This window comes from Bradyrhizobium sp. 159 (assembly GCF_023073795.1).
Lineage (GTDB): Bacteria > Pseudomonadota > Alphaproteobacteria > Rhizobiales > Xanthobacteraceae > Bradyrhizobium.
In genome coordinates, this window is the sequence record NZ_JADPKE010000089.1 from 162726 (window position 1) to 182039 (window position 19314).

General features: G+C 64.6%; 19 protein-coding genes. 12 read left to right on the forward strand and 7 right to left on the reverse strand.

Annotated elements, in window-relative coordinates:
• Positions 1 to 409: 409 nt before the first annotated feature.
• Positions 410 to 1186: a DUF2147 domain-containing protein gene (locus tag IVA96_RS27335; RefSeq protein WP_247420364.1), complete on the forward strand. Its 777-nt coding sequence runs from the start codon at positions 410 to 412 to the stop codon at positions 1184 to 1186.
• Between the two features lie 163 nt (positions 1187 to 1349).
• Here IVA96_RS27335 and IVA96_RS27340 read toward each other — a convergent pair whose 3' ends face one another.
• Positions 1350 to 1907, reverse strand: coding sequence for an NUDIX hydrolase (locus IVA96_RS27340; RefSeq protein WP_247420367.1), 558 nt, complete (start codon positions 1905 to 1907; stop codon positions 1350 to 1352).
• A gap of 58 nt (positions 1908 to 1965) precedes the next feature.
• Entirely contained in the window at positions 1966 to 2829 is an 864-nt protein-coding gene (asd, locus tag IVA96_RS27345) for an archaetidylserine decarboxylase (protein WP_247420369.1), read from the reverse strand.
• Positions 2830 to 2864: 35 nt separating this feature from the next.
• Between asd and IVA96_RS27350 the strand changes: the two genes are divergently transcribed.
• Entirely contained in the window at positions 2865 to 4529 is a 1665-nt protein-coding gene (locus tag IVA96_RS27350) for an aminotransferase class III-fold pyridoxal phosphate-dependent enzyme (RefSeq protein WP_247420372.1), read from the forward strand.
• A gap of 197 nt (positions 4530 to 4726) precedes the next feature.
• On the opposite strand, the gene IVA96_RS27355 is transcribed toward IVA96_RS27350, so the two are convergent.
• The 3 genes from IVA96_RS27355 to IVA96_RS27365 form a co-directional block, all read right to left on the reverse strand.
• Complete coding sequence (locus tag IVA96_RS27355; protein ID WP_247335559.1) at positions 4727 to 5386, reverse strand: hypothetical protein; 660 nt, start codon at positions 5384 to 5386, stop codon at positions 4727 to 4729.
• 243 nt (positions 5387 to 5629) lie between these two features.
• Positions 5630 to 6319 carry a methyltransferase domain-containing protein gene (locus IVA96_RS27360; protein WP_247278441.1) on the reverse strand — a complete coding sequence of 230 codons (690 nt, stop codon included), beginning with the start codon at positions 6317 to 6319 and terminating at the stop codon, positions 5630 to 5632.
• A 33-nt stretch (positions 6320 to 6352) separates the two neighbouring features.
• Positions 6353 to 7405, reverse strand: coding sequence for a glycosyltransferase family 1 protein (locus tag IVA96_RS27365; protein ID WP_247278440.1), 1053 nt, complete (start codon positions 7403 to 7405; stop codon positions 6353 to 6355).
• A 273-nt stretch (positions 7406 to 7678) separates the two neighbouring features.
• Here IVA96_RS27365 and IVA96_RS27370 point away from each other — a divergent pair, with 273 nt between their 5' ends.
• The 3 genes from IVA96_RS27370 to IVA96_RS27380 all read left to right on the forward strand — a co-directional run bounded on the left by IVA96_RS27370 (position 7679) and on the right by IVA96_RS27380 (position 9506).
• Complete coding sequence (locus tag IVA96_RS27370; protein WP_247420375.1) at positions 7679 to 8395, forward strand: L,D-transpeptidase; 717 nt, start codon at positions 7679 to 7681, stop codon at positions 8393 to 8395.
• Positions 8396 to 8495: 100 nt separating this feature from the next.
• Complete coding sequence (locus IVA96_RS27375) at positions 8496 to 8921, forward strand: c-type cytochrome (RefSeq protein WP_247420377.1); 426 nt, start codon at positions 8496 to 8498, stop codon at positions 8919 to 8921.
• A 258-nt stretch (positions 8922 to 9179) separates the two neighbouring features.
• On the forward strand, positions 9180 to 9506 hold the full coding sequence (locus IVA96_RS27380) for a GIY-YIG nuclease family protein (RefSeq protein ID WP_346347915.1): 327 nt from the start codon (positions 9180 to 9182) through the stop codon (positions 9504 to 9506).
• 126 nt (positions 9507 to 9632) lie between these two features.
• Here the strand turns inward: IVA96_RS27380 and IVA96_RS27385 are convergent, their stop codons facing one another.
• Both IVA96_RS27385 and IVA96_RS27390 read right to left on the reverse strand, forming a co-directional pair.
• Positions 9633 to 9911: a hypothetical protein gene (locus IVA96_RS27385; protein ID WP_247420379.1), complete on the reverse strand. Its 279-nt coding sequence runs from the start codon at positions 9909 to 9911 to the stop codon at positions 9633 to 9635.
• A complete protein-coding gene (locus IVA96_RS27390; protein ID WP_247420381.1) occupies positions 9908 to 10702 on the reverse strand; it encodes a DUF899 domain-containing protein in 795 nt (264 codons plus the stop codon). The genes IVA96_RS27385 and IVA96_RS27390 overlap by 4 nt, the downstream gene beginning before the upstream one ends.
• A gap of 150 nt (positions 10703 to 10852) precedes the next feature.
• Between IVA96_RS27390 and IVA96_RS27395 the strand changes: the two genes are divergently transcribed.
• The 7 genes from IVA96_RS27395 to IVA96_RS27425 all read left to right on the forward strand — a co-directional run bounded on the left by IVA96_RS27395 (position 10853) and on the right by IVA96_RS27425 (position 19195).
• The gene (locus IVA96_RS27395; protein ID WP_247278435.1) at positions 10853 to 12073 is read left to right on the forward strand and encodes a helix-turn-helix domain-containing protein; all 1221 of its coding nucleotides are present in this window, start codon (positions 10853 to 10855) and stop codon (positions 12071 to 12073) included.
• A gap of 29 nt (positions 12074 to 12102) precedes the next feature.
• Positions 12103 to 12741 (forward strand): PQQ-binding-like beta-propeller repeat protein, encoded by a 639-nt coding sequence (locus IVA96_RS27400; RefSeq protein ID WP_247420383.1) that lies wholly within the window; start codon positions 12103 to 12105, stop codon positions 12739 to 12741.
• Positions 12742 to 12882: 141 nt separating this feature from the next.
• Entirely contained in the window at positions 12883 to 14451 is a 1569-nt protein-coding gene (locus IVA96_RS27405) for a DUF4403 family protein (protein ID WP_247278433.1), read from the forward strand.
• Between the two features lie 132 nt (positions 14452 to 14583).
• On the forward strand, positions 14584 to 15693 hold the full coding sequence (locus tag IVA96_RS27410) for an ABC transporter ATP-binding protein (RefSeq protein WP_247420385.1): 1110 nt from the start codon (positions 14584 to 14586) through the stop codon (positions 15691 to 15693).
• A 75-nt stretch (positions 15694 to 15768) separates the two neighbouring features.
• The gene (locus IVA96_RS27415; protein WP_247420387.1) at positions 15769 to 16827 is read left to right on the forward strand and encodes an ABC transporter substrate-binding protein; all 1059 of its coding nucleotides are present in this window, start codon (positions 15769 to 15771) and stop codon (positions 16825 to 16827) included.
• A 278-nt stretch (positions 16828 to 17105) separates the two neighbouring features.
• Entirely contained in the window at positions 17106 to 18368 is a 1263-nt protein-coding gene (locus tag IVA96_RS27420) for an ABC transporter permease (protein WP_247420391.1), read from the forward strand.
• A complete protein-coding gene (locus IVA96_RS27425) occupies positions 18365 to 19195 on the forward strand; it encodes an ABC transporter permease (protein ID WP_247420392.1) in 831 nt (276 codons plus the stop codon). The genes IVA96_RS27420 and IVA96_RS27425 overlap by 4 nt, the downstream gene beginning before the upstream one ends.
• The last annotated feature ends 119 nt before the right edge of the window (positions 19196 to 19314 follow it).

Here is a 19314-nt window from a genome sequence, read left to right on the forward strand (position 1 = left end):
TTCAGCCTTCTTTAACCATGCCGGCCCGCGTGCGCCGAAATGCTGCCAGACTGAGCGACAGGACGACTGACTTTTTCGGAAGGAGACTCTCTGTTAACCATAAAGCTCGCGCAACGCGGCGCTACAGCGGGAGCGATCTCATGACGTTCGCCGGCAGACTAAGCATTATCACCGCGTACCTCGCCATGGCCTTCGTCGGCGCCATCGTGCTCGGCATCATATAGGGCCGCGCTCCATCTCATGGATCGTTACCGACATTAGGCCAAGATAGCCGAATGTGCGCCGGCTCACGCAGGCGACGGCCAGATGTAGTGATGTCCATCACGGAAGAAGGGACAGCCGGGGCGTAGGGTCGAACTACGCTCAGTCCACCAGCGACATCAGTCCATACGGGGACACGGAGGTTGTCATGAACAAGCTCACCATCGCCGCGACGGCGCTCTTCCTTGCTTCGACCGCCGCCGCGCATGCCGGCAATTCGATCTCGTTCCAGATCGAAGGCCAGCACATCCGCATCGAGACGCCGCGTAATTGTGCCTCGCTCAATTGCGTGACCATCGTGGCGCCGGGCCTGTCGGACAAGCCGATCAAGCTGAACAACATCAACCTCAAGGGCCTGGGCGGCTCCAAGGATGATGACATCGACACCACGCCGGCTCCGGCGACCACGAATGCGCAGCCGGCGCCGGCTCCGGTGCAGCAGCAGCCAGTGCCACAGGCGCCGGTCCAGGCAGCTGCGCCCGCCGCAACGGACCCGACGGCTCCCGGCACCCCGTCCGCCGGCCTCGACACCACGCAGCCTGCACCTGTTGCGGCGCCTGCTCCCGTCGCCGCACCCGCTCCCGTTGCTGCTGCTCCCGCGCCGGCCTCGGCTCCGGTTGCCGCGGCGGCCGTGGCAGCACCAAACTCGCCGATCGGCGTGTGGGCGACCGAGGAGAACAAAGGCAATGTCCGTGTCGAGCAGTGCGGCGCCAATCTCTGCGGTTATGCCGTGAAGACCAACGAGCGCATCCTGATCAACATGAAGCCCGACGGCTCGAAGTGGAGCGGCCGCATCCACGATCCCAACTCTGGCCGCAATTACGACTCGACCATCGCGATGAAAGGTCCGAATGCAATGCGCGTGCAGGGCTGCGCCTTCGGCGGCATGTTCTGCGGCGGCCAGACCTGGAAGCGCGTGAGCTGACACCGAAGGTGTCATCCTCGATTGCGCAATGCCAGCTTAGCTGCTTGCGGCGTACAGCCGGGCAGCATCCAGCTTCAAGGCGGATTCCCGCTGTCGCAAGGAGCTGGCGTTACTCGCGACCGCACTAACTTGCGGATGCCGTCTCGACCAGCGTGCGGCGCGCTCACGCCTCGCCGCGCAGCCACGCCCTCACCTTCTGCAACAGGCCGTGCCGCAATTCGTCGACCGAGGCGGCTTCGGCTGGTGTCAGTGTCTGCAAGGCCGCATCGATATGATCGGCCGGCGCCGTAGGCTCGGGCAAAGGCGCAACACCGGCAGCGGCGAGCGCAATCGGACCGATCTGCGCCAGGAACGCGCGCTCATATTCGCGCGACAGCCGCGCGATTGCGTCGTCCAACGTCAGCCAGTCCACCGCCTTGATGTCGTTCATCGGTTTGCGGACCGGCCCGCCATCGGCCTCCATGCGCCAGAAATGCACGACCTTGGTGCGCCCGCCCGATTGATAGCCCAGCGTGCCCAGAAATTCGTGCACCGCGACCTCGTGCCCGGTCTCTTCTAGCACCTCGCGATGCGCGGCCTCCTTCGGCGTCTCGCCGTCGTCGAGCTTACCCTTAGGCAAGACCCATTCGTTGCGCTTGCGCTGGCGCACCACGGCGATCAGCGGCGTCGAACCTCGCCGCAGCACAACACCACCCGCCGCCATCACCGGCACCCGCGCCATCACTCACATCCAGTTGTCCCCGCGGACGATATAGGCGGCGGGCGCGGCGGATTGAAGGCTACTCTCTCTTCAGCAGCGCTTGACCGGCGCGGATGCGCGTGCCCTCCGTGATGCCGTCGCAGAACGTGAAATCGCCGGGCGCCAGGATGATGATGGTCGAGCCGTGCTCGAACCAGCCGAGCTCCTCGCCTTTAATCACGTTGACGTCGCAGGGAAAATTGACGGGGCCACGGGTCTGCCCGTTCAGCACCATGTCGAGAAAGTGCAGGCGGATGCTCGCGACCAGGATGGCGGCGACCGGCACCAGCGTCACCGCCTCGCCGGTCGGCAAATGCGTGCGAATGACCGCGCGCTCGTTCTTGCAGAACAGCCGCTCGACGCGCTTCAGCGCGATGGGGTTAACGTTCCAGACGTCGCCATGGATCAGCGTGACGCGCTCGATATGCGCATCATAAGGCGCGTGGAAACGGTGATACATGCTCGAGGTCAGCCGCAGGGTGACGAAGCTTCCGTTGCGGTGCTGGTCGACCAGAGCGGAATCGCCGACGAGATCGAGCAGCGAATAGGGCGCGCCTTTGACCTGAAACAGTTCGGTGTCGGCGATCCGGCCATGGGCGCCGACAATGCCGTCGGAGGGGCTCGCGACCACCGCCGGGTCCGGATCGAACGGCCGCAGACCCGGCTTGAGCTCCCGGGTGAAGCAGTCATGCAGACTCTTGAAATGGGCCTTGCGCGCCTCCGACAGGTCGAGGTCGGAGAACAGCTTCCACAGCGCGATCGAGAAGTCCCGCACAAACGGGTTCTCGATCTTGGAGAACCAGCCCATGAAGCGGGTCAGGGCCGCGCGCGGGATGCGGTTGGTCAACAAGAAGTTGAGGTCTTCCTGCTGGGTGAAAGAGGCGATGAGGGCTTTGACTGTCATGAATCTGTCAGCTCGCAGGGTTAGCGCTTGTTGTCATGGAAACGACACTCCCGATTCTCTCGATGTCCGTGGCCGCCGCAGCGTCCGCTGCCGCCGCCTTCCCGAAGCTCAAGGCGCGCATCGAGCTCTCCCGCGCCAAGCACCGCTCGCTCTCCGGGCATTCCAAGATGTCGCGCCGCGTGGCGCGGCTGATCCCGTTCTACGAGTTCGGAAACGACGACTACTTCTCCTGCGATGGCGCGCCGGCGAACATCGCGGCTCAGCGCAAGGAGGGCTTCTTCCGCCTCGCCGGCCTCTACGCCGAGCGCTATCCCAGGGGACGCGCGATGACGAAGGAGGCCGCGGAGAGGATCTCCGATCTGAACTTCACCGAGAGCTACCGCGTGCCGTTCCAGTTCTCGCGACTGGTCCGCGAGCATCTGGGCACCTCGACCTTCATGGAATCCTCGCGCGGCGTCACCGTCACGGATGTCGACGGCAACAGCTTCTACGACCTCACCGGCTCCTACGGCGTCAACATCTTCGGCAACGACTTCTACAAGGAGTGCATCGAGGGCGCCGAGAAGCGCGCGCACGCGCTCGGCCCCGTGCTCGGCCCCTACCATCCCGTCATCCTCGACAACGTGCAGCGGCTCTGCCGAATCTCGGGCCTCGACGAGGTCTCGTTCCACATGTCCGGCACCGAAGCCGTGATGCAGGCGGTGCGGCTCGCGCGCTACCACACCAAGCGCACGCATCTCGTCCGCTTCGCCGGCGCCTATCACGGCTGGTGGGGCGACGTGCAGCCCGGCGTCGGCAATCCGATTCCCGCGCACGAGACCTACACCCTCGCCGAGATGTCGGAGAAGACCCTGCACGTGCTGCGTACCCGCAAGGACATCGCCTGCGTGCTGGTCAACCCGCTGCAGGGCCTGCATCCGAACGCCAATGCCCCCGGCGATTCCTCGCTGGTCGATTCCTCCCGTGGCGGCAATTTCGACCGCGCGGCGTACACCGAGTGGCTCAAGAAGCTGCGCGAGGTCTGCGACCAACGCGGCATCGTGCTGATCTTCGACGAGGTGTTCGTCGGCTTCCGTCTCGCCGCCGGGGGGGCCCAGGAATATTTCGGCGTGCGCGCCGACATGGTGACTTACGGCAAGAGCCTCGCCGGCGGCCTGCCGGTCGGCGTCGTCTGCGGCAGACGCGAGTTGATGCGCCGCTTCCGCGACGACCGTCCCGCCGACATCTGCTTCGCCCGTGGCACCTTCAACTCGCATCCCTACGTCATGATGGCGATGGACGAGTTCTTGAGCCGCCTCGCCAGCCCCAACTTCCGCGCCGTCTATGACGGGCTGGAGGCGACCTGGAACGGCCGCGTCCAGAAGCTCAACCACATGATGAGCGATGCCGACCTGCCGGTGCGGTTCGCCAACTTCTCCTCGATCTGGACGGTGAAATACACCACCCCGTCCCGCTACAACTGGATGCTGCAATATTATCTGCGCGCCGAGGGCCTGGCGCTGAGCTGGGTCGGCACCGGACGGCTGATCTTCAGCCTCAACTACACCGACGCCGATTTCACCGAGGTCGCCGAGCGCTTCGTCCGCGCGGCCGAAAAGATGAAGGCCGACGGTTTCTGGTGGCACGACGGCGCGCTCACCAACAAGAGCATCAAGCGGCAGATCCTGAAAGAGATGCTGGCCACGCGGTTCGGGCGTTGAGGCCGATTCTTTCCACATGACCACCGTCATTCCATGCGCAGCATCGAACCCCGAATCCTGGGATTCCCGGTTCGGTCCTGCGGACCGTCCCCCGCACGCGGGAAGAGGCGAAGACGCCCCCAAGACGTGGATGCCCGGGACGAGCCCGGGCATGACGCAAGCATCAGACATCAGAGTATTGGATATGCGCAGCGCGCTCAGGCGTGCTGCTCTTCGAGCGTCGGCTCGCCGATGAGGCCCAGCGTGTGCTCGGGGTTGAGGTGCAGGCCGGGGTCCATCAGCTCGCCACGCATCAGCGCGAGCGGAGCCTTGCGATAGAGCATCAAATCATGGAACGGATCGGTCAGGATCTTGGTCATCCAGACGAGACCGGTCTCGACGTCGCGGATGAAGAACAGGTGCACGGTACGGAACAACAGACCGCCGCCACCGACCAGGAGCCAAATCTTCGCGACCTGCCGCATGAAGTCGGTCGCGCTCGCCCAAGGCGTGAACAGGCCGAACAGCGTGGGATCGGCGAACAGCACCAGCGGCGAGAGCGCCCAGATCGCCATCAGCACCACCTTGCGCTGAAGGTTATAGCCGACCTTGATCTCTTCCTTGTGCTCGTGCGTCGCCTGGTTGATGTGGTCGTAACCGTGCGGCTCGAAGAAGAAGTGACCGGCCTGGCGCGAGGTCATCGAGACCAGCCAGCCGACCAGCGCGGACACTACGGGGTCGATGAACAGCCAGACATAGGCAAAGAGAAAGCTCAGCGCGCTGACGAAGTGCAGGCTCTGATTGATGCGGCTGTGGTGATAGTAGCGATGGTCGTCCCAGCGCTGGATGCGCAGCTGCTCGAGATAATTCTTGATCATGCTCTTCCCCAAGATGCTTTCGGCTACGGGATTTAAACGGATTCGATGTAGGCCGTGTGACATCATCATCTTGTCATGTGACGATGTGCAGCGGCGCGATAACGCACGGTCACTCTCTCCCCTCACCCTGAGGCGCTTGCCTGGCAAGCGTCTCGAAGGGGCGAGGCCCGTCTGCAGCAGGCGGGCCTTCATGGTTCGAGACGGCGCTTGCGCGCCTCCTCACCATGAGGGGCAACAGCAATGCTACGCCGCCTTGGCGACGTCGACCTTCCGGAAGCGCACCAGCGAGAAGTGGCCGAGCGGCGGAATCAGACGGCGCTCGGCGAGCTCGATGCCGCGTGCGCCGGCCAGCCACTTCGCATAGCGCGACCAGGCGAACTCGGCGGTGCGGAAGCCGAGCGGACGCACCACCGGCTGCAGCTTCTGCTCGATGAAGCGGCGCATGCCGGTATCGGCGCTGACGCGGGTGAGGATGATCAGCTCGCCGCCCGGGCGCAGCACGCGGACGAATTCGTCGAGCGCCTTCTCCGGATTGGGCACTGCGGTGACGACGTATTGCGCCATGACGACGTCGAAGGAGTTGTCGGGGAATTCGAGCTTCTCGGCGTCCATCACCGCGAGGCCCTCGACGTTCTTCAGCTTCTGCTCGCTCACGCGGCGGCGCGCCTTATCGAGCATCGCCTCCGAGATGTCGGTGCCGAAGATGCGCAAGTTCGGCGCGTAGAGCGGCAGCGAGATGCCGGTGCCGACGCCGACCTCGAGCACCCGCCCGCCGATCTTGTTGGTGGCCGCGATCGCCGCCTGCCGGCCCTTGGCGAAGACGCCGCCGAACACGAGGTCATAGACCGGCGCCCAGCGGTCATAGGCCTGCTCGACCGTGCCGCGGGTGAGGTCGAGCTGCTGCGTGCCGTCAAGGTTCATGATCTTAGCCATCGATGAGGTTCTCGCTGTGGTTCAAATGGACGATCAACCGCGCACCGGCCGCCGCGCCATGCGAGGCGAGGCGCGCAAGGTGCGGCTGGGCTGAAGTGAGGTGAGATTGCCGACGAACTGGCGCGCGCTGTTTTCCCAGGAACGCTCCAGCGCGAAGTTGCGGCAGGTCTGGCGCGACATCGTGAGCGCGCGCAGGCACGCGGTGCGCAGATCATGGTCGATCGCGCCGATCGGATGATCGGCGATGACGTCCTTGGGGCCCGTCACCGGGAACGCCGCAACCGGCGTGCCGCAGGCGAGCGCCTCGAGCTGCACCACGCCGAAGGTGTCGGTCAGGCTGGGAAACACGAAGACGTCGGCGGCGGCGAGGTGCGCGGTGAGATCCGCCGCCTTCTTCTCGCCGAGGAAGACGGCGCCGGGATATTTCTTTTCCAGCGCAGGCTTCTGCGGGCCGTCGCCGACGACGACCTTGGTGCCGGGCAGGTCGAGCGCGAGGAACGCTTCGAGATTCTTCTCCACCGCGACCCGGCCCATCGTCATGAAGATCGGCCGTGGCAGGTCGAGAGCTGCTGGGCTGTCGGGATGGAACAGCTCGGTGTTGACGCCGCGCGTCCAGAAGCCGAGCCGCTTGAAGCCACGTTCAGACAGCTCCTGCCGCAGCGAGGGCGTCGCCACCATGGTCATCGCGGCGGCATCGTGAAAGTGGCGCAGCACGGCATAACCGATGTTCGCGGGGATGCCGGTCCGCACCGAAACATATTCGGGAAAGCGCGTTGTATAGGATGTGGTGAAGGCGAGCCGGTTGCGCCGGCAATAGGCCCGCGCGGCCCAGCCGATCGGGCCTTCGGTCGCGATGTGCAGCGCCTCGGGAGCGGCCTTCTCGATCCGCCGTGCGATTTCCCTGAAACTCGGCAACGCGATGCGCAGGCCCGGATAGGTCGGCAGCGGCCATGACGGAAAACCGTCCGGGGTCAGGAAGTCGATCTCGACATCGAGGGCCTTGGCCGCGCTCGCCAGCGAGGTCAGCGTCCGCACCACGCCGTTGACCTGCGGATGCCAGGCGTCGGTCGCGATTAATACCCGCATGGGACAATCCCGAGAGTTTGATGATTCTCGGTTTCCGACCATCAACGAAGGATATTTCAGGCGTATGACGTCACAGAAGTGTCGGCGCTCTGTTTTGTTCGTTAACGGGCCCGCGCGGCCACGAAACTGTCATGAAACAATTCTTGCCGCCACGAAGCCGTTTTCGGTTTTCCACGCAAATGTCCCGAAATGTTTTGCCGTTAGTGATCACCCCAACGGAGCACCGAAACGGTGCCGCGGTGATCAACAACACCGAGCAAACAGGGGCGATCAATGATCAATCTGGACACGTTCAAGAGCTATTCGCGCGCCGTTGCGATCAGTGCAGTCGCGATCTCTGCAATCGCGTTCGCAGGTACAGCCAACGCTGCGCCGGTGCAGCTCTTCCCCTTCTTTCAACCGCTGCCGCCGATGACGGCGCCGCAGCCGCTCCAGCCGTACCAGCCCTACCAGACGATGCCTTATCAGGCCGCGCCGTCCGAGGATCAGGACGCGGTCGAGATGCCGGCCCGCTTCCGCCGCCAGACCGTTTCCTACGCAACGCGGGAGGCGCCAGGCACGATCATCATCGACACGCCCAACACCTATCTCTACTACGTGCTCGGCAACGGCCAGGCGCTGCGCTACGGCATCGGCGTCGGCCGCGACGGCTTCACCTGGTCCGGCATCCAATCGGTGAGCCGGAAGGCCGAATGGCCGGCCTGGACTCCGCCGCCGGAAATGATCGCCCGCCAGCCCTATCTGCCGCGCCACATGGCCGGCGGCCCCGGCAATCCGTTGGGGGCCCGCGCCATGTATCTCGGCAGCACCATCTACCGCATTCACGGCACCAATGCGCCCGAGACCATTGGCAAGCACGTCTCGTCCGGCTGCATCCGCATGACCAATGACGACGTCACCGACCTCTACGCCCGCGTCAATGTCGGCACCAAGGTCATCGTGCTGCCGATGACGGAGCGGCGAGCCGAGCTTGGAGCTGCGACGCGCTGAGCGACAGGACATTGTGACGCAAACGGCCCCGGAACCCACCGGGCGCCGTGCTCGTTTGCCCTCGACATCCCGAAGCGCGCTTGCTGCAGCGCGATCCCTGATGGAGGCGCAGATGCAAGCACGCCGGCAACGTTCGTCAAGGGCATGGCTGCGCGCGATCGGCACCGGGGCATTGACGTTGCTCTTGTCACTGCCCCTCTCGCTCGCGCAGCAGCCGGCGAGCGACGACGCAGCCCAGCAGGCCTTCAACAATTCCTGCCGCACCTGCCACTCCATGAAAGAGGGCGACAATCGTCTCGGTCCCAATCTTAACAAGATCGTCGGACGCAAGGCCGGCGCGCTGCCGAACTACAATTACTCGTCGTCGATGAAGGAAGCCGGCTTCATCTGGGACCAAGACAAGCTCACCCGCTTCATGGTCAAGCCGGACGAGGTCGTGTCCGGCCACAAGATGCAGCCCTATGGCGGCATCTCGGCGGAGGAGGCGGCCAAGGTGGTTGCGTATCTGCAGGCAGCTTCGCAGTAACGACCTAGGCTAAGCGCGTCATTTTTGCTTGGTGTCGGTGATCGTGGCTATCCTTCGAGACGCCGCCTGCGGCGGGCTCCTCAGGATGAGGTCGGACTACGCGGCCGCCAATCCATACGGAACCCTTGCACCAAACTGCAGATGCCCGTTAGCCTCATCCTGAGGAGCGCGCCCTTGCGCGCGTCTCGAAGGACGAGGCGTTCACGATGACCGAAGGCGTACCTCTACATTCTCAAATGCGCCGATGGCAGTTACTACATCGGCACAACGCGCACCGCGCTCGACATCAGGGTCGCGCAGCACAACGCCGGCACGTTCGAAGGCTATACAAAGGCGCGTCGGCCCGTGACCTTGGTCTTCTCGCAATGGTTCGATCGCATCACCGACGCGATCGAATGCGAACGCAAGCTCAAGAAATGGAGCCGCGCCAAGAAAGAAGCCTTCATGCGCGGCGACCTCGCCGAGCTGCATGAGGTGGCGAAGCGCGGATCACATCATCCTTCGAGACGCCCGCCTGCGGCGGGCCCTCAGGATGAGGAGCGGAGTTCGCGGCAGCGCTCTAGCCCCGACTCCGATGCCGATTAGCCTCATTCCCGGGATGAGGGCGCAGGTGTGGCAGCAGTTTCAACGGGCCCGATGCCAACTAGCCTCATCCTGAGGAGCGCGCTTGCGCGCGTCTCGAAGGACGAGGCGTTCACACCGGGCGGTGCGTTACCGCTCGCCGCCGCGCCTTCGCTCCGCAATCAATCTCAGCCACGCCGCGGAATGAAACGCGCTCATCAACAGATACATCGGAAGCATGCCAACGAGCACGGATCCTTGTCCCGCGGAGCAGAGCATGTCCGCCGCACCGCCGCCGAGCGCGGCGGTCAGCAGGGCCATGATCGCGAAGGTCGGCGTGGCCGCCAGCCCCAGCCATCGGGCGAGGTGACGCGCGGCCGCGACGCTGTCGCAGTTGACGCTGGCGGCCGCGCTTGCGGAAGCGGTCATTTCCGTTCTCCCGCAGCCTCCTGCCGAAAAGCCTTCTCGCCGGCGGTCGAGATCTCGACCCACTTCTCGTCGGGTGCTGCACCTTCCGTGTAGCTGTCGTGCCAATTCCACCATTTGTAGGTCGGGGTCTGCGGATAGCCTTTCGGCGAATCCTCCCAGACCTCCTGGCGGCCGAGCGGCGTGATGTCGAGATAGTTCCAGGTACCGCCCATCTGCTCATCGCCCCGGCTCTTGACGAAATAGGTGCGGAACACGCGGTCGCCGTCACGGTAGAACACGTTGGTCCCGTGCCATTCGTCAACGCCGAAATCAGCATCGAAGCTGTCAGTGATGGTGACCCAGGGCATGATCCAGCCCATCCGCTGCTTCAGCCGCGCGATATCGGCCTGCGGCGCGCGCGAGGCGAAGACAAGGGTGGTGTCGCGGGCATTGAGGTGCGCGACATGGGCGACCTGGTCGGCGACCATGGAGCAGCCCCGGCACGCATGGTCGGGCCAGCCGAACACCCCCGGCTCGAAGAAGGCACGGTAGACGATCAATTGCCGCCGGCCCTGGAATAGGTCAATTAGACTGAGCTTGCCGCCGGGGCCCTCGAACGCATAGGTTTTGTCCACCGCCATCCAGGGCATGCGCCGCCGCTCGGCGGCCAGGGCATCGCGGGCACGGGTATGCGCTTTTTCCTTTACGAGCAGTTGCTGACGGGCTGCCTCCCAGTCCTGCGGCGACACCACAGGCGGTGTCTGCATGGCGGAATGTGCGTTCGTCCCTGCGTTCTCAACTGATGTCATCATGGCTCTCCAAACCTCTTGCCTGGGCGATCATTCCGCATCGCGTTATGACAGACGCGGAACCCCTGGCCCTTCACCGCACATCGTCGGTCGTAAACTGTTTCTGGCATCTCGCGGTTGCGGAGTGGGAGTAACAAGTGTGGCGGGATTAGAATGGAGTCGCTGATCACGGCCGCGGCGCGCGCGCTCGAGGCGGGCGATCCGCTCGGTGCGCTGAACCGCGTTGCGCTGCGCAACGACGCACCGTCGCTGGCGCTGCGCGGCATCGCGATGGCGCAGCTCGGCGATTTCGCCAAGGCCAAGACGCTGCTGCGGAGCGCCGCACGCGCCTTCGGTCCGAGAGAGGCGGTGGCGCGCGCAAGGTGCGTCGTGGCCGAGGCCGAGATCGCGCTGGTCTCGCGCGACCTGAGCTGGCCGGCGAAGACGCTCGCAGCGGCGCGCGCGACACTCGCAAGGCACGGCGATCTCGCCAATGCCGCCCATGCCGGTCACATCGAGGCCCGCCGCCTTCTTCTGCTCGGGCGCCTCGACGAGGCCGAGCGCACGCTGGCGGAGCTCGGCGCAGGCGCTCTTCCGCCTGCGTCTCAGGTCATCCGTGAACTCGTGGTCGCCGGCATCGCAATCCGGCGGCTCAAAACCAAAGTTGCGCGCGCGGCGCTCGACCGCGCCGCCGACGCGGCACGGTCGGCTGGGATTCCAGCGCTGACGGCCGAAGTCGAAGGCACGAACCTCGTGCTCGACACGCCCGCGGCGCGCCTGATCGCACGCGGCAAGGAGCATCCGTTGTTGCTCGGACAGGTCGAAGCGCTGGCGGCGTCTCAAGCGCTCGTCGTGGACACGTTCCATCACACCGTTCGCAAAGGAGGCATCGTCGTGTCGCTGGGAACGCGGCCGGTGCTGTTCGCGCTCGCCCGCCCCCTGGCGCAGGCGTGGCCCGCGGACGTGTCCCGAGAGGCTCTGATGACCGCCGCGTTTCGCGCTAGGCACGTCGATGAATCGCATCGCGCCCGGCTACGGGTCGAGATCGGTCGGCTCCGCGCCAAGCTCAAGCCTCTTGCCGATGTGAGCGCGACCAAACACGGCTTTGCGCTGACACCGCGCAAAACGCGACAGGTTCTTGTGCTGGCGCGTCCGGTCGAGGAGAAGCACGCCGCAGTGCTCGCCTTCCTGTCCGACGGCGAGCCCTGGTCGAGCTCGGCGCTCGCGCTGGCGCTCGGAACGAGCGCCCGCACCGTGCAGCGGGCCCTCGACGATCTGGCGCGATCACACAAGGTGCAGTCCTTCGGACATGGCCGGGCGAAGCGTTGGATGACCCCGCCCGTCCCGGGTTTCCCGACAGGCTTGTTACTCCCCACGCCGCTCCTGAAGACGTAGGGTGAGGTCACATCACAGGGATCGAGCACATGAAGCGTACAGCCGCCGAGATCATCAAGGAGTATGGGCCTTTCGCGGGCGTCGAAGCCGTGCATGGCGTCACCTATGACGGCAAACATGTCTGGTTCGCGTCCGGCGACAAGCTGAACGCGGTCGATCCGGCCGACGGCAAGATTGCACGCTCCATCGGTGTCGCCGCGCATGCGGGAACGGCGTTCGACGGCCGGCACCTGTTCCAGATCTCCGAAGATCGCATCCAGAAGATCGACGCCGCCACCGGCAGGGTGCTCAGCACCATTCCGGCGCCCGGCGGCGGTGGCGATTCCGGATTGGCCTGGGCCGAAGGTTCGCTCTGGGTCGGGCAATATCGCGAGCGCAAGATTCATCAGGTCGATCCCGAAACGGGAAAGGTCCTCCGCACCATCGAGAGCAAGCGCTTCGTGACCGGCGTGACCTGGGTCGATGGCGAGCTCTGGCATGGCACCTGGGAGAACGAAGAAAGTGACGTGCGGCGGATCGACCCCGATACGGGCAAGGTTCTCGAGCAGCTCGACCTGCCCGCCGGGACGATGGTCTCAGGTTTGGAGTCGGACGGCGGCGATCGCTTCTTCTGCGGCGGTGGCAGTCGCGGCAATGTGAGGGCGATCCGCCGTCCCCGACGCAGCTAGCCTCGCGATAACGATTTGAACGCGCGGCAACGGGGCGTTCGCAGCCGTTAACCTGTTCGCCCCAATTCCACCCCACCTGTGCGCTCTAGCGCCCTCCGCGCCAGCCCTGTAAAACCCCCGTCGGGGCGGCTTGGGGGATTGATGCGACTGACGTTGAATCTGAAGACGATCCTGATCGCCGTCGCAGTGCTCGCGGCGTCGTTCTTCATCAGCCTGAAGGCAATGGACTTGCTGTCGCCGCGCGTGACCAATTCGGCGCCGACGGTCGCGCAACTGCCGCCGTTGCCGCCGGCCTCGAAGAGTTCCATCGTGATCGCGCCGGTCGCGATCGCGCTGTCGGTGATCCGCGAGCAGGCCGAGAAGGCTTCGCCGCGCAATTTCGCAGGAAAGGCCGACAACCCGATCTCGCAGATCCTGGAGAACGCCGACATCGGATGGACGGCGGCGCGCGGACCGATGGCGGCAACAGGCGACAAGGACGTGCTGACGCTGTCGACGCCGCTCACCGGCAGGCTGAACGTGACGGGATCGCTGTCCTCGAAGGCCACCGGCGCGCTTGGCGACGCGCTCGGCAGTGTGCTCGGCGGCGACGCCGCGAAACGGATCGGCGCGGTCAACATCAAGAACCTGAACGCCAGCGCCGAGATCAAGGGCAACGTGGTCGTCACCTCGCGCCCGAAGCTCGCGGCCAACTGGTATCTCGAGCCCAATCTCGGCGCCCAGGTCAATCTCGGCGACACCAACGTTGCCGTCGCGGGCGCCAAGGTCAACGTGCCGGCGCAGGTGAAGCCATTGATCGACAAGAATGTCGGCGAGCAGATCAACGCCGTCTCCGAGCGCATCCGCAACGATCCCTCGCTGCGGGAGAATGCCAGGGTGCAATGGGCCAAGGCGTGCCGCTCGATCTCGCTGCAAGGCTCGGGCTCATCGGCCGCACTGCCGCCGCTCTGGCTCGAGATGAAGCCGGTGCGCGCAATCGCGGCGCAGCCGCGCGTCGATGCACAGGCCGTGACGCTGCTGCTCGGCCTCGAGGCCGAGACACGCGTGACCTCGACGCCGACCAAGCCGGAGTGTCCGTTTCCCGACAAGATCTCGATCGTGCCGCCGACCGGCACGGGCGTGAACATCGGCGTGCCGATCGACGTGCCCTTCACCGAGATCAACAAGCTGATCGCGGCGCAGATGGTCGGCCATACCTATCCCGAGGACGGCTCCGGCCCGGTCGACGTCACTGTCAAGACCGTCAACGTGACCCCCTCGGGCGACCGCCTGCTGATCTCGCTGCTGGTGCGCGCCAAGGAGAAGAAGAGCTGGTTCGGCCTCGGCGCCGAGGCGACCGTGCACATCTGGGGCCGGCCGATGCTCGACCAGGCGCAGCAAACGCTGCGGCTCGCCGACATCCAGCTCGCGGTGGAATCCGAGGCGGCGTTCGGTCTGTTAGGAGCCGCGGCGCGTGCCGTGGTGCCGCAGATGCAACAGGCCCTGCTGCAGAAGGCGACGCTCGACCTGAAGCCGATCGCCGCCAACGCCCGCGAGAAGATCGCAGCCGCGATCGCCGACTACCAGAAGAGCGAGGATGGCCTCAAGGTCGAAGCCAAGATCGACAGCCTGACGCTTGCCGACATCGCCTTCGATTCCAAGACCCTGCGCGTCGTCGCCGAAGCCGGCGGCTCGCTGAAGGTGGTTGTGACGAAGCTGTCGGGGATGTAGCCCGCCTTCGCTCACCGGGTCCGTGCGCGTCTTCGCTTGCACCGCTGGCATTCTCATCGGAGGATGCTAAGCTGTTCCTCGCAAGCTCGAACGAGGCGCTGACAGCATCGTAGCTGATAACGCGAGGACGACATGGAAGCCGGCATGGTCACGCCTGCGCCGGCACTGGTACGCTTTTCAGGCATTCAGAAGACCTACGATGGCGAGCACCTCGTGGTGAAGAACCTCGACCTCGAGATCAAGAAGGGCGAGTTCATTACCCTGCTCGGCCCGTCGGGCTCGGGCAAGACGACCACGCTGATGATGCTCGCTGGCTTCGAGGTTCCGACCCATGGCGAGATCTACCTCGCTGACCGGCCGATCAAGAACGTGCCGCCGCATAAGCGTGACATCGGCATGGTATTCCAGAACTATGCCTTGTTTCCGCATCTGACCATTGCGGAGAATATCGCCTTCCCGCTATCCGTTCGCAAAATCAACAAGGCGGAAGCGCAGGAGCGCGTCAGCGCGGCGTTGCGCATGATCAAGATGGAAAGCCTGGCGCACCGACGGCCCGCGCAGTTGTCCGGCGGTCAGCAGCAACGCGTCGCACTGGCCCGTGCGCTGGTCTTCAATCCGCAACTCGTGCTGATGGACGAGCCCTTGGGCGCGCTGGACAAGCGCCTGCGTGAACAGATGCAGCTCGAGATCAAGCAACTTCACGAGACAATGGGCATCACGATCGTCTACGTGACCCACGATCAGAGTGAAGCGCTCACGATGTCGGATCGTATCGCCGTATTCAACGACGGCATTGTGCAGCAGATCGATACGCCCGACTCGCTTTACGAGCATCCGGTGAACAGCTTCGTCGCCCACTTCATCGGCGAGAACAATGTGCTGGCCGGCACCGTCGAAACGATCGAAAAGGAATATTGCCGCGTCGCGCTGGCCGGTGGCGGCGCCGTGACCGCACGGGCGGTCAATGTATCACGCGCAGGCGCATCGACTTCCCTGTCGGTGCGGCCGGAGCGGATCTCCATTGTCCCGGATGGCACCTCCAGTGACGGACCGAACCGCCTGCCGGCCAAGGTGCAGAGCACCATCTATCTCGGCGATCACGCGCTGGCTGTGCTCGATGTCGCCGGCAATTCGGAGTTCATGGTCAAGCTTCAGCCCGTGGCGCATCACAGTCTGAGACAAGGCGAAAGTGTGTCGATCACCTTTCGCCCGGAGGACTGCCTGGCCCTCGATCCCGTCTGATCCACCCTGCAGCCTTCATCCAAAACAAGCGGTCGGGCATCTCAACGCAACTCACATGAAGAAGGAACAAGGACCATGCTGAACCGCAAGATTGGCAAGATTGCCTTGGGTTTCGCCGCGGCGCTCACCGCCAGCGCCGCGCTGACGACAATGTCGCAGGCGCGTGACCTCACCGTCGTGTCGTGGGGTGGCGCATATCAGGATGCCCAGAAGAAAGTCTATTTCGAGCCTTTCAAGAAGGCGGCCGGGATTGCGATGAACGACGAGTCCTGGGACGGCGGCATCGGGGTGCTGCGCGCCAAGGTGCAGGGGGGCGCCGCCACATGGGATGTGGTCCAGGTCGAAAGCGACGAACTGGCGGTCGGCTGCGAGGAAGGTCTGTTCGAGAAGTTGGATTATTCCAGGATCGGCGGCGAGTCCGCCTACATCGCACCGGCGGTCAATCCCTGCGGCGTCGGCGCGATCCTTTATGATTTCGTTCTCGGCTACGACAAGGACAAGCTGAAGGAGGCGCCGAAAGGCTGGGCCGACTTCTTCGATACCAAGAAGATTCCCGGCAAGCGCGCCTTGCGCCAAGGCCCGAAGACGACGCTGGAGATCGCTCTCATGGCCGACGGCGTCGCACCGAAGGACGTCTACAAGGTGCTGGCGACCGACGAGGGCATCGATCGCGCCTTCAAGAAGCTGGACACGATCAAGGGCGACCTCGTCTGGTGGAAGGCCGGCGCCCAGCCGCCGCAATTGCTCGCGTCCGGCGAGGTGGCGATGACCTCGGTCTACAATGGCCGCATCGACACCGCGAACAAGAACGAGAAGAAGAACTTTGGCATGGTGTGGGATGGAGCGCTCTTCACTCTCGACAGTTGGATCATCCTGAAGGGGAGCCCGAACAAGGACGCCGCCTACAAGTTCCTGGACTTCGTCGGCAAGGCGGAGAACCAGTCAAAATTGTCGGAGAACATTGCTTACGGCACCTCGAACAAGGACGCAGCCGCGCGGCTACAGCCCGCCGTTCTGAAGGACCTGCCGACGGCGCCTGACAACATCAAGAACGCGGTCGAGATCAACGTTGCCTTCTGGCTCGAGAACATCGACCGCCTGACCGAGCGCTTCAACAAATGGGCGGCGAAGTAGCGCGCGGCGGCAATCGACTTACGCAGCAGGTAGGGTGCGTGGCGGACAACTCGCCCGTGGCGCATCCTTCGAGACGCCCGCCTACGGCGGGCCCTCAGGATGAGGTCTGAGTCTGTGGCAGCGATCTTACAGGCACCTATGTCAATAAGCCTCATCCTGAGGAGACCGCGAAGCGGTCGTCTCGACGGACGAGGCGCTTGCACCGGCCGCTCCAAAAGGCCACATGCGATTGACCTACCCAAATTAGGGAGGGATATCCGTTCAAAGGGGCTCTTGCCGTGACGGATGCGCTCCTGACCGGCGCCAATGCGTCGACCGAGGTGCCGCTCAAGCGCCGGCTGAGGCGTGCTGAGCGGACACGGCAGGTCAAGGCATTGGCGCTGGTGGCACCGCTTCTCGTCTTCCTGCTCTTCACGTTCGCCGGGCCCATCGTCGGCATGTTGTGGCGCTCGGTCGAGGACAGGGAGGTGCGCCAGGTCTTCCCTCACACGGTAGCTGCTCTGGCCAGTTGGGATGGCAGGGACCTGCCAGACGAAATGGCTTATGCGGCGCTGGCCAGCGACATCCTGGCGACGCGCGCCTCCGGCACCATCGCCATTGCGGCCAAGCGGCTGAACTACGCATTGAATGGCTTCCGCACGATCCTGACCAGCACGGCACGCAATCTGAAGGCGGTGCCGGAGCCCGGCACGGCCAAGGAGACGCTGGGCAAGATCAATCCGGCCTGGCGCGAACGCGCCACCTGGACGACGATCAAGGACGCCAGCGGTCCGGTGACCGGCTTCTACCTTCTGGCGGCGCTCGACCTGACGCGAAACGCGGACGGCGCGATCGTCGCGGCCCCGCCGGATCAGGCCATTTACCGCGATGTTTTCGCCCGCACCTTCCTCATCAGCATCAGCGTCACGGCACTCTGCCTGATCCTCGGCTTCCCGGTCGCCTACCTGCTGGCGACGCTGCCGCCCGGCCGGTCGAACCTGCTGATGATCTTCGTCCTGCTACCGTTCTGGACTTCGCTTCTGGTCCGCACCTGCGCCTGGATCGTGCTGTTGCAGAGCAAGGGCGTCGTGAACGACAGCCTGCACTGGCTCGGCATCATCGACGAGCCGTTGCGCCTGATCTACAACCGCTTCGGTGTCTGCGTGGCGATGACCCACGTTCTCCTGCCGTTCATGATCCTGCCGCTGTACAGCAGCATGAAGGCGATCTCGCCTGCTTACATGCGTGCCGCCGCTTCGCTTGGTGCGCCACCGCTGACCGCTTTCCTGCGCATCTACCTGCCGCAGACCCTGCCCGGCATCGGCGCGGGAAGCCTGCTCGTCTTCATCCTGGCGCTCGGCTATTACATCACGCCGGCCCTCGTCGGCGGCGCCGCCGATCAGATGATCAGCTACTTCATCGCGCTCTACACGACCGAGACGGCCAATTGGGGCCTTGCCTCGGCGTTGGGCGCGGTGCTGCTGCTGGTCACTCTTCTGCTCGCTCTCGTCTACGGAAAGCTGGTGCATGGCCAGCAGGTTACGGGAGGAATGAAGAATTGAGCGACAATTCCCTCCTCCGCACGCCCAGCCAGCGCATCGCGTGGACCGCGACAATCATTGTCTCCACGCTGGTGTTCATCTTCCTGATCGCGCCAATCCTGGCGATCATGCCGCTGTCCTTCAGCTCAGGCTCCTACTTGACCTATCCGCTGCCCGGCCTCTCCTTGCGCTGGTACGACGATTTCATCAATTCGCCGCGCTGGATGAATTCGCTGAAGAACAGCATGATCATAGGCGTCGCTTCGACCGTGCTATCCATGGTGCTCGGCACATTGGCCGCCCTGGGACTGGCGCAGTGGAGGAGCCGGTTCAAGCCGCTCGTGCTGGCCTTCGTGCTGTCGCCGGTCGTGGTACCCGGCGTCATCACCGCGGTCGGCCTGTATTTCTTCTTCGCGCCGATCGGACTGACCGGCAGCTATCTCGGCTTGATCCTGGCCCATACGGCGCTGGCGACGCCGTTTGTGGTGATCACGGTCGGCGCGACGCTGCAAAGCTTCGACACCAACCTGGCGCGCGCCGCCGCCTCACTCGGCGCCTCGCCGCTTCAAGCGTTTCGCCGCGTGATCCTGCCGCTGATCCTGCCCGGCCTGGCGTCGGGTGCGCTGTTCGCCTTCGCGACCAGCTTCGATGAGGTGGTGATCGTGCTGTTCATGGCAGGTCCCGAGCAGCGCACCCTGCCGCGCGAGATGTTCGCCGGCATTCGCGAGAACATCAGCCCGACGATCACGGCAGCGGCGGTGGTGCTGACGGCGGTATCGGTCATCCTCCTCGCTACCCTGGAAGGCTTGCGTCGGCGCAACGAACGGCTCAAGAGCAGGAGCGCCTGACCGGCGCCGCCAAGCGATCTCGAAGAATTCCCTATTCCCCGCTCAGCCCCCGCCTTTTTGCATTCCGCTACGGCGCTCCTGGCTTAGCCGGCGGCGCCGATTGCGGCTAGAACAGGCGC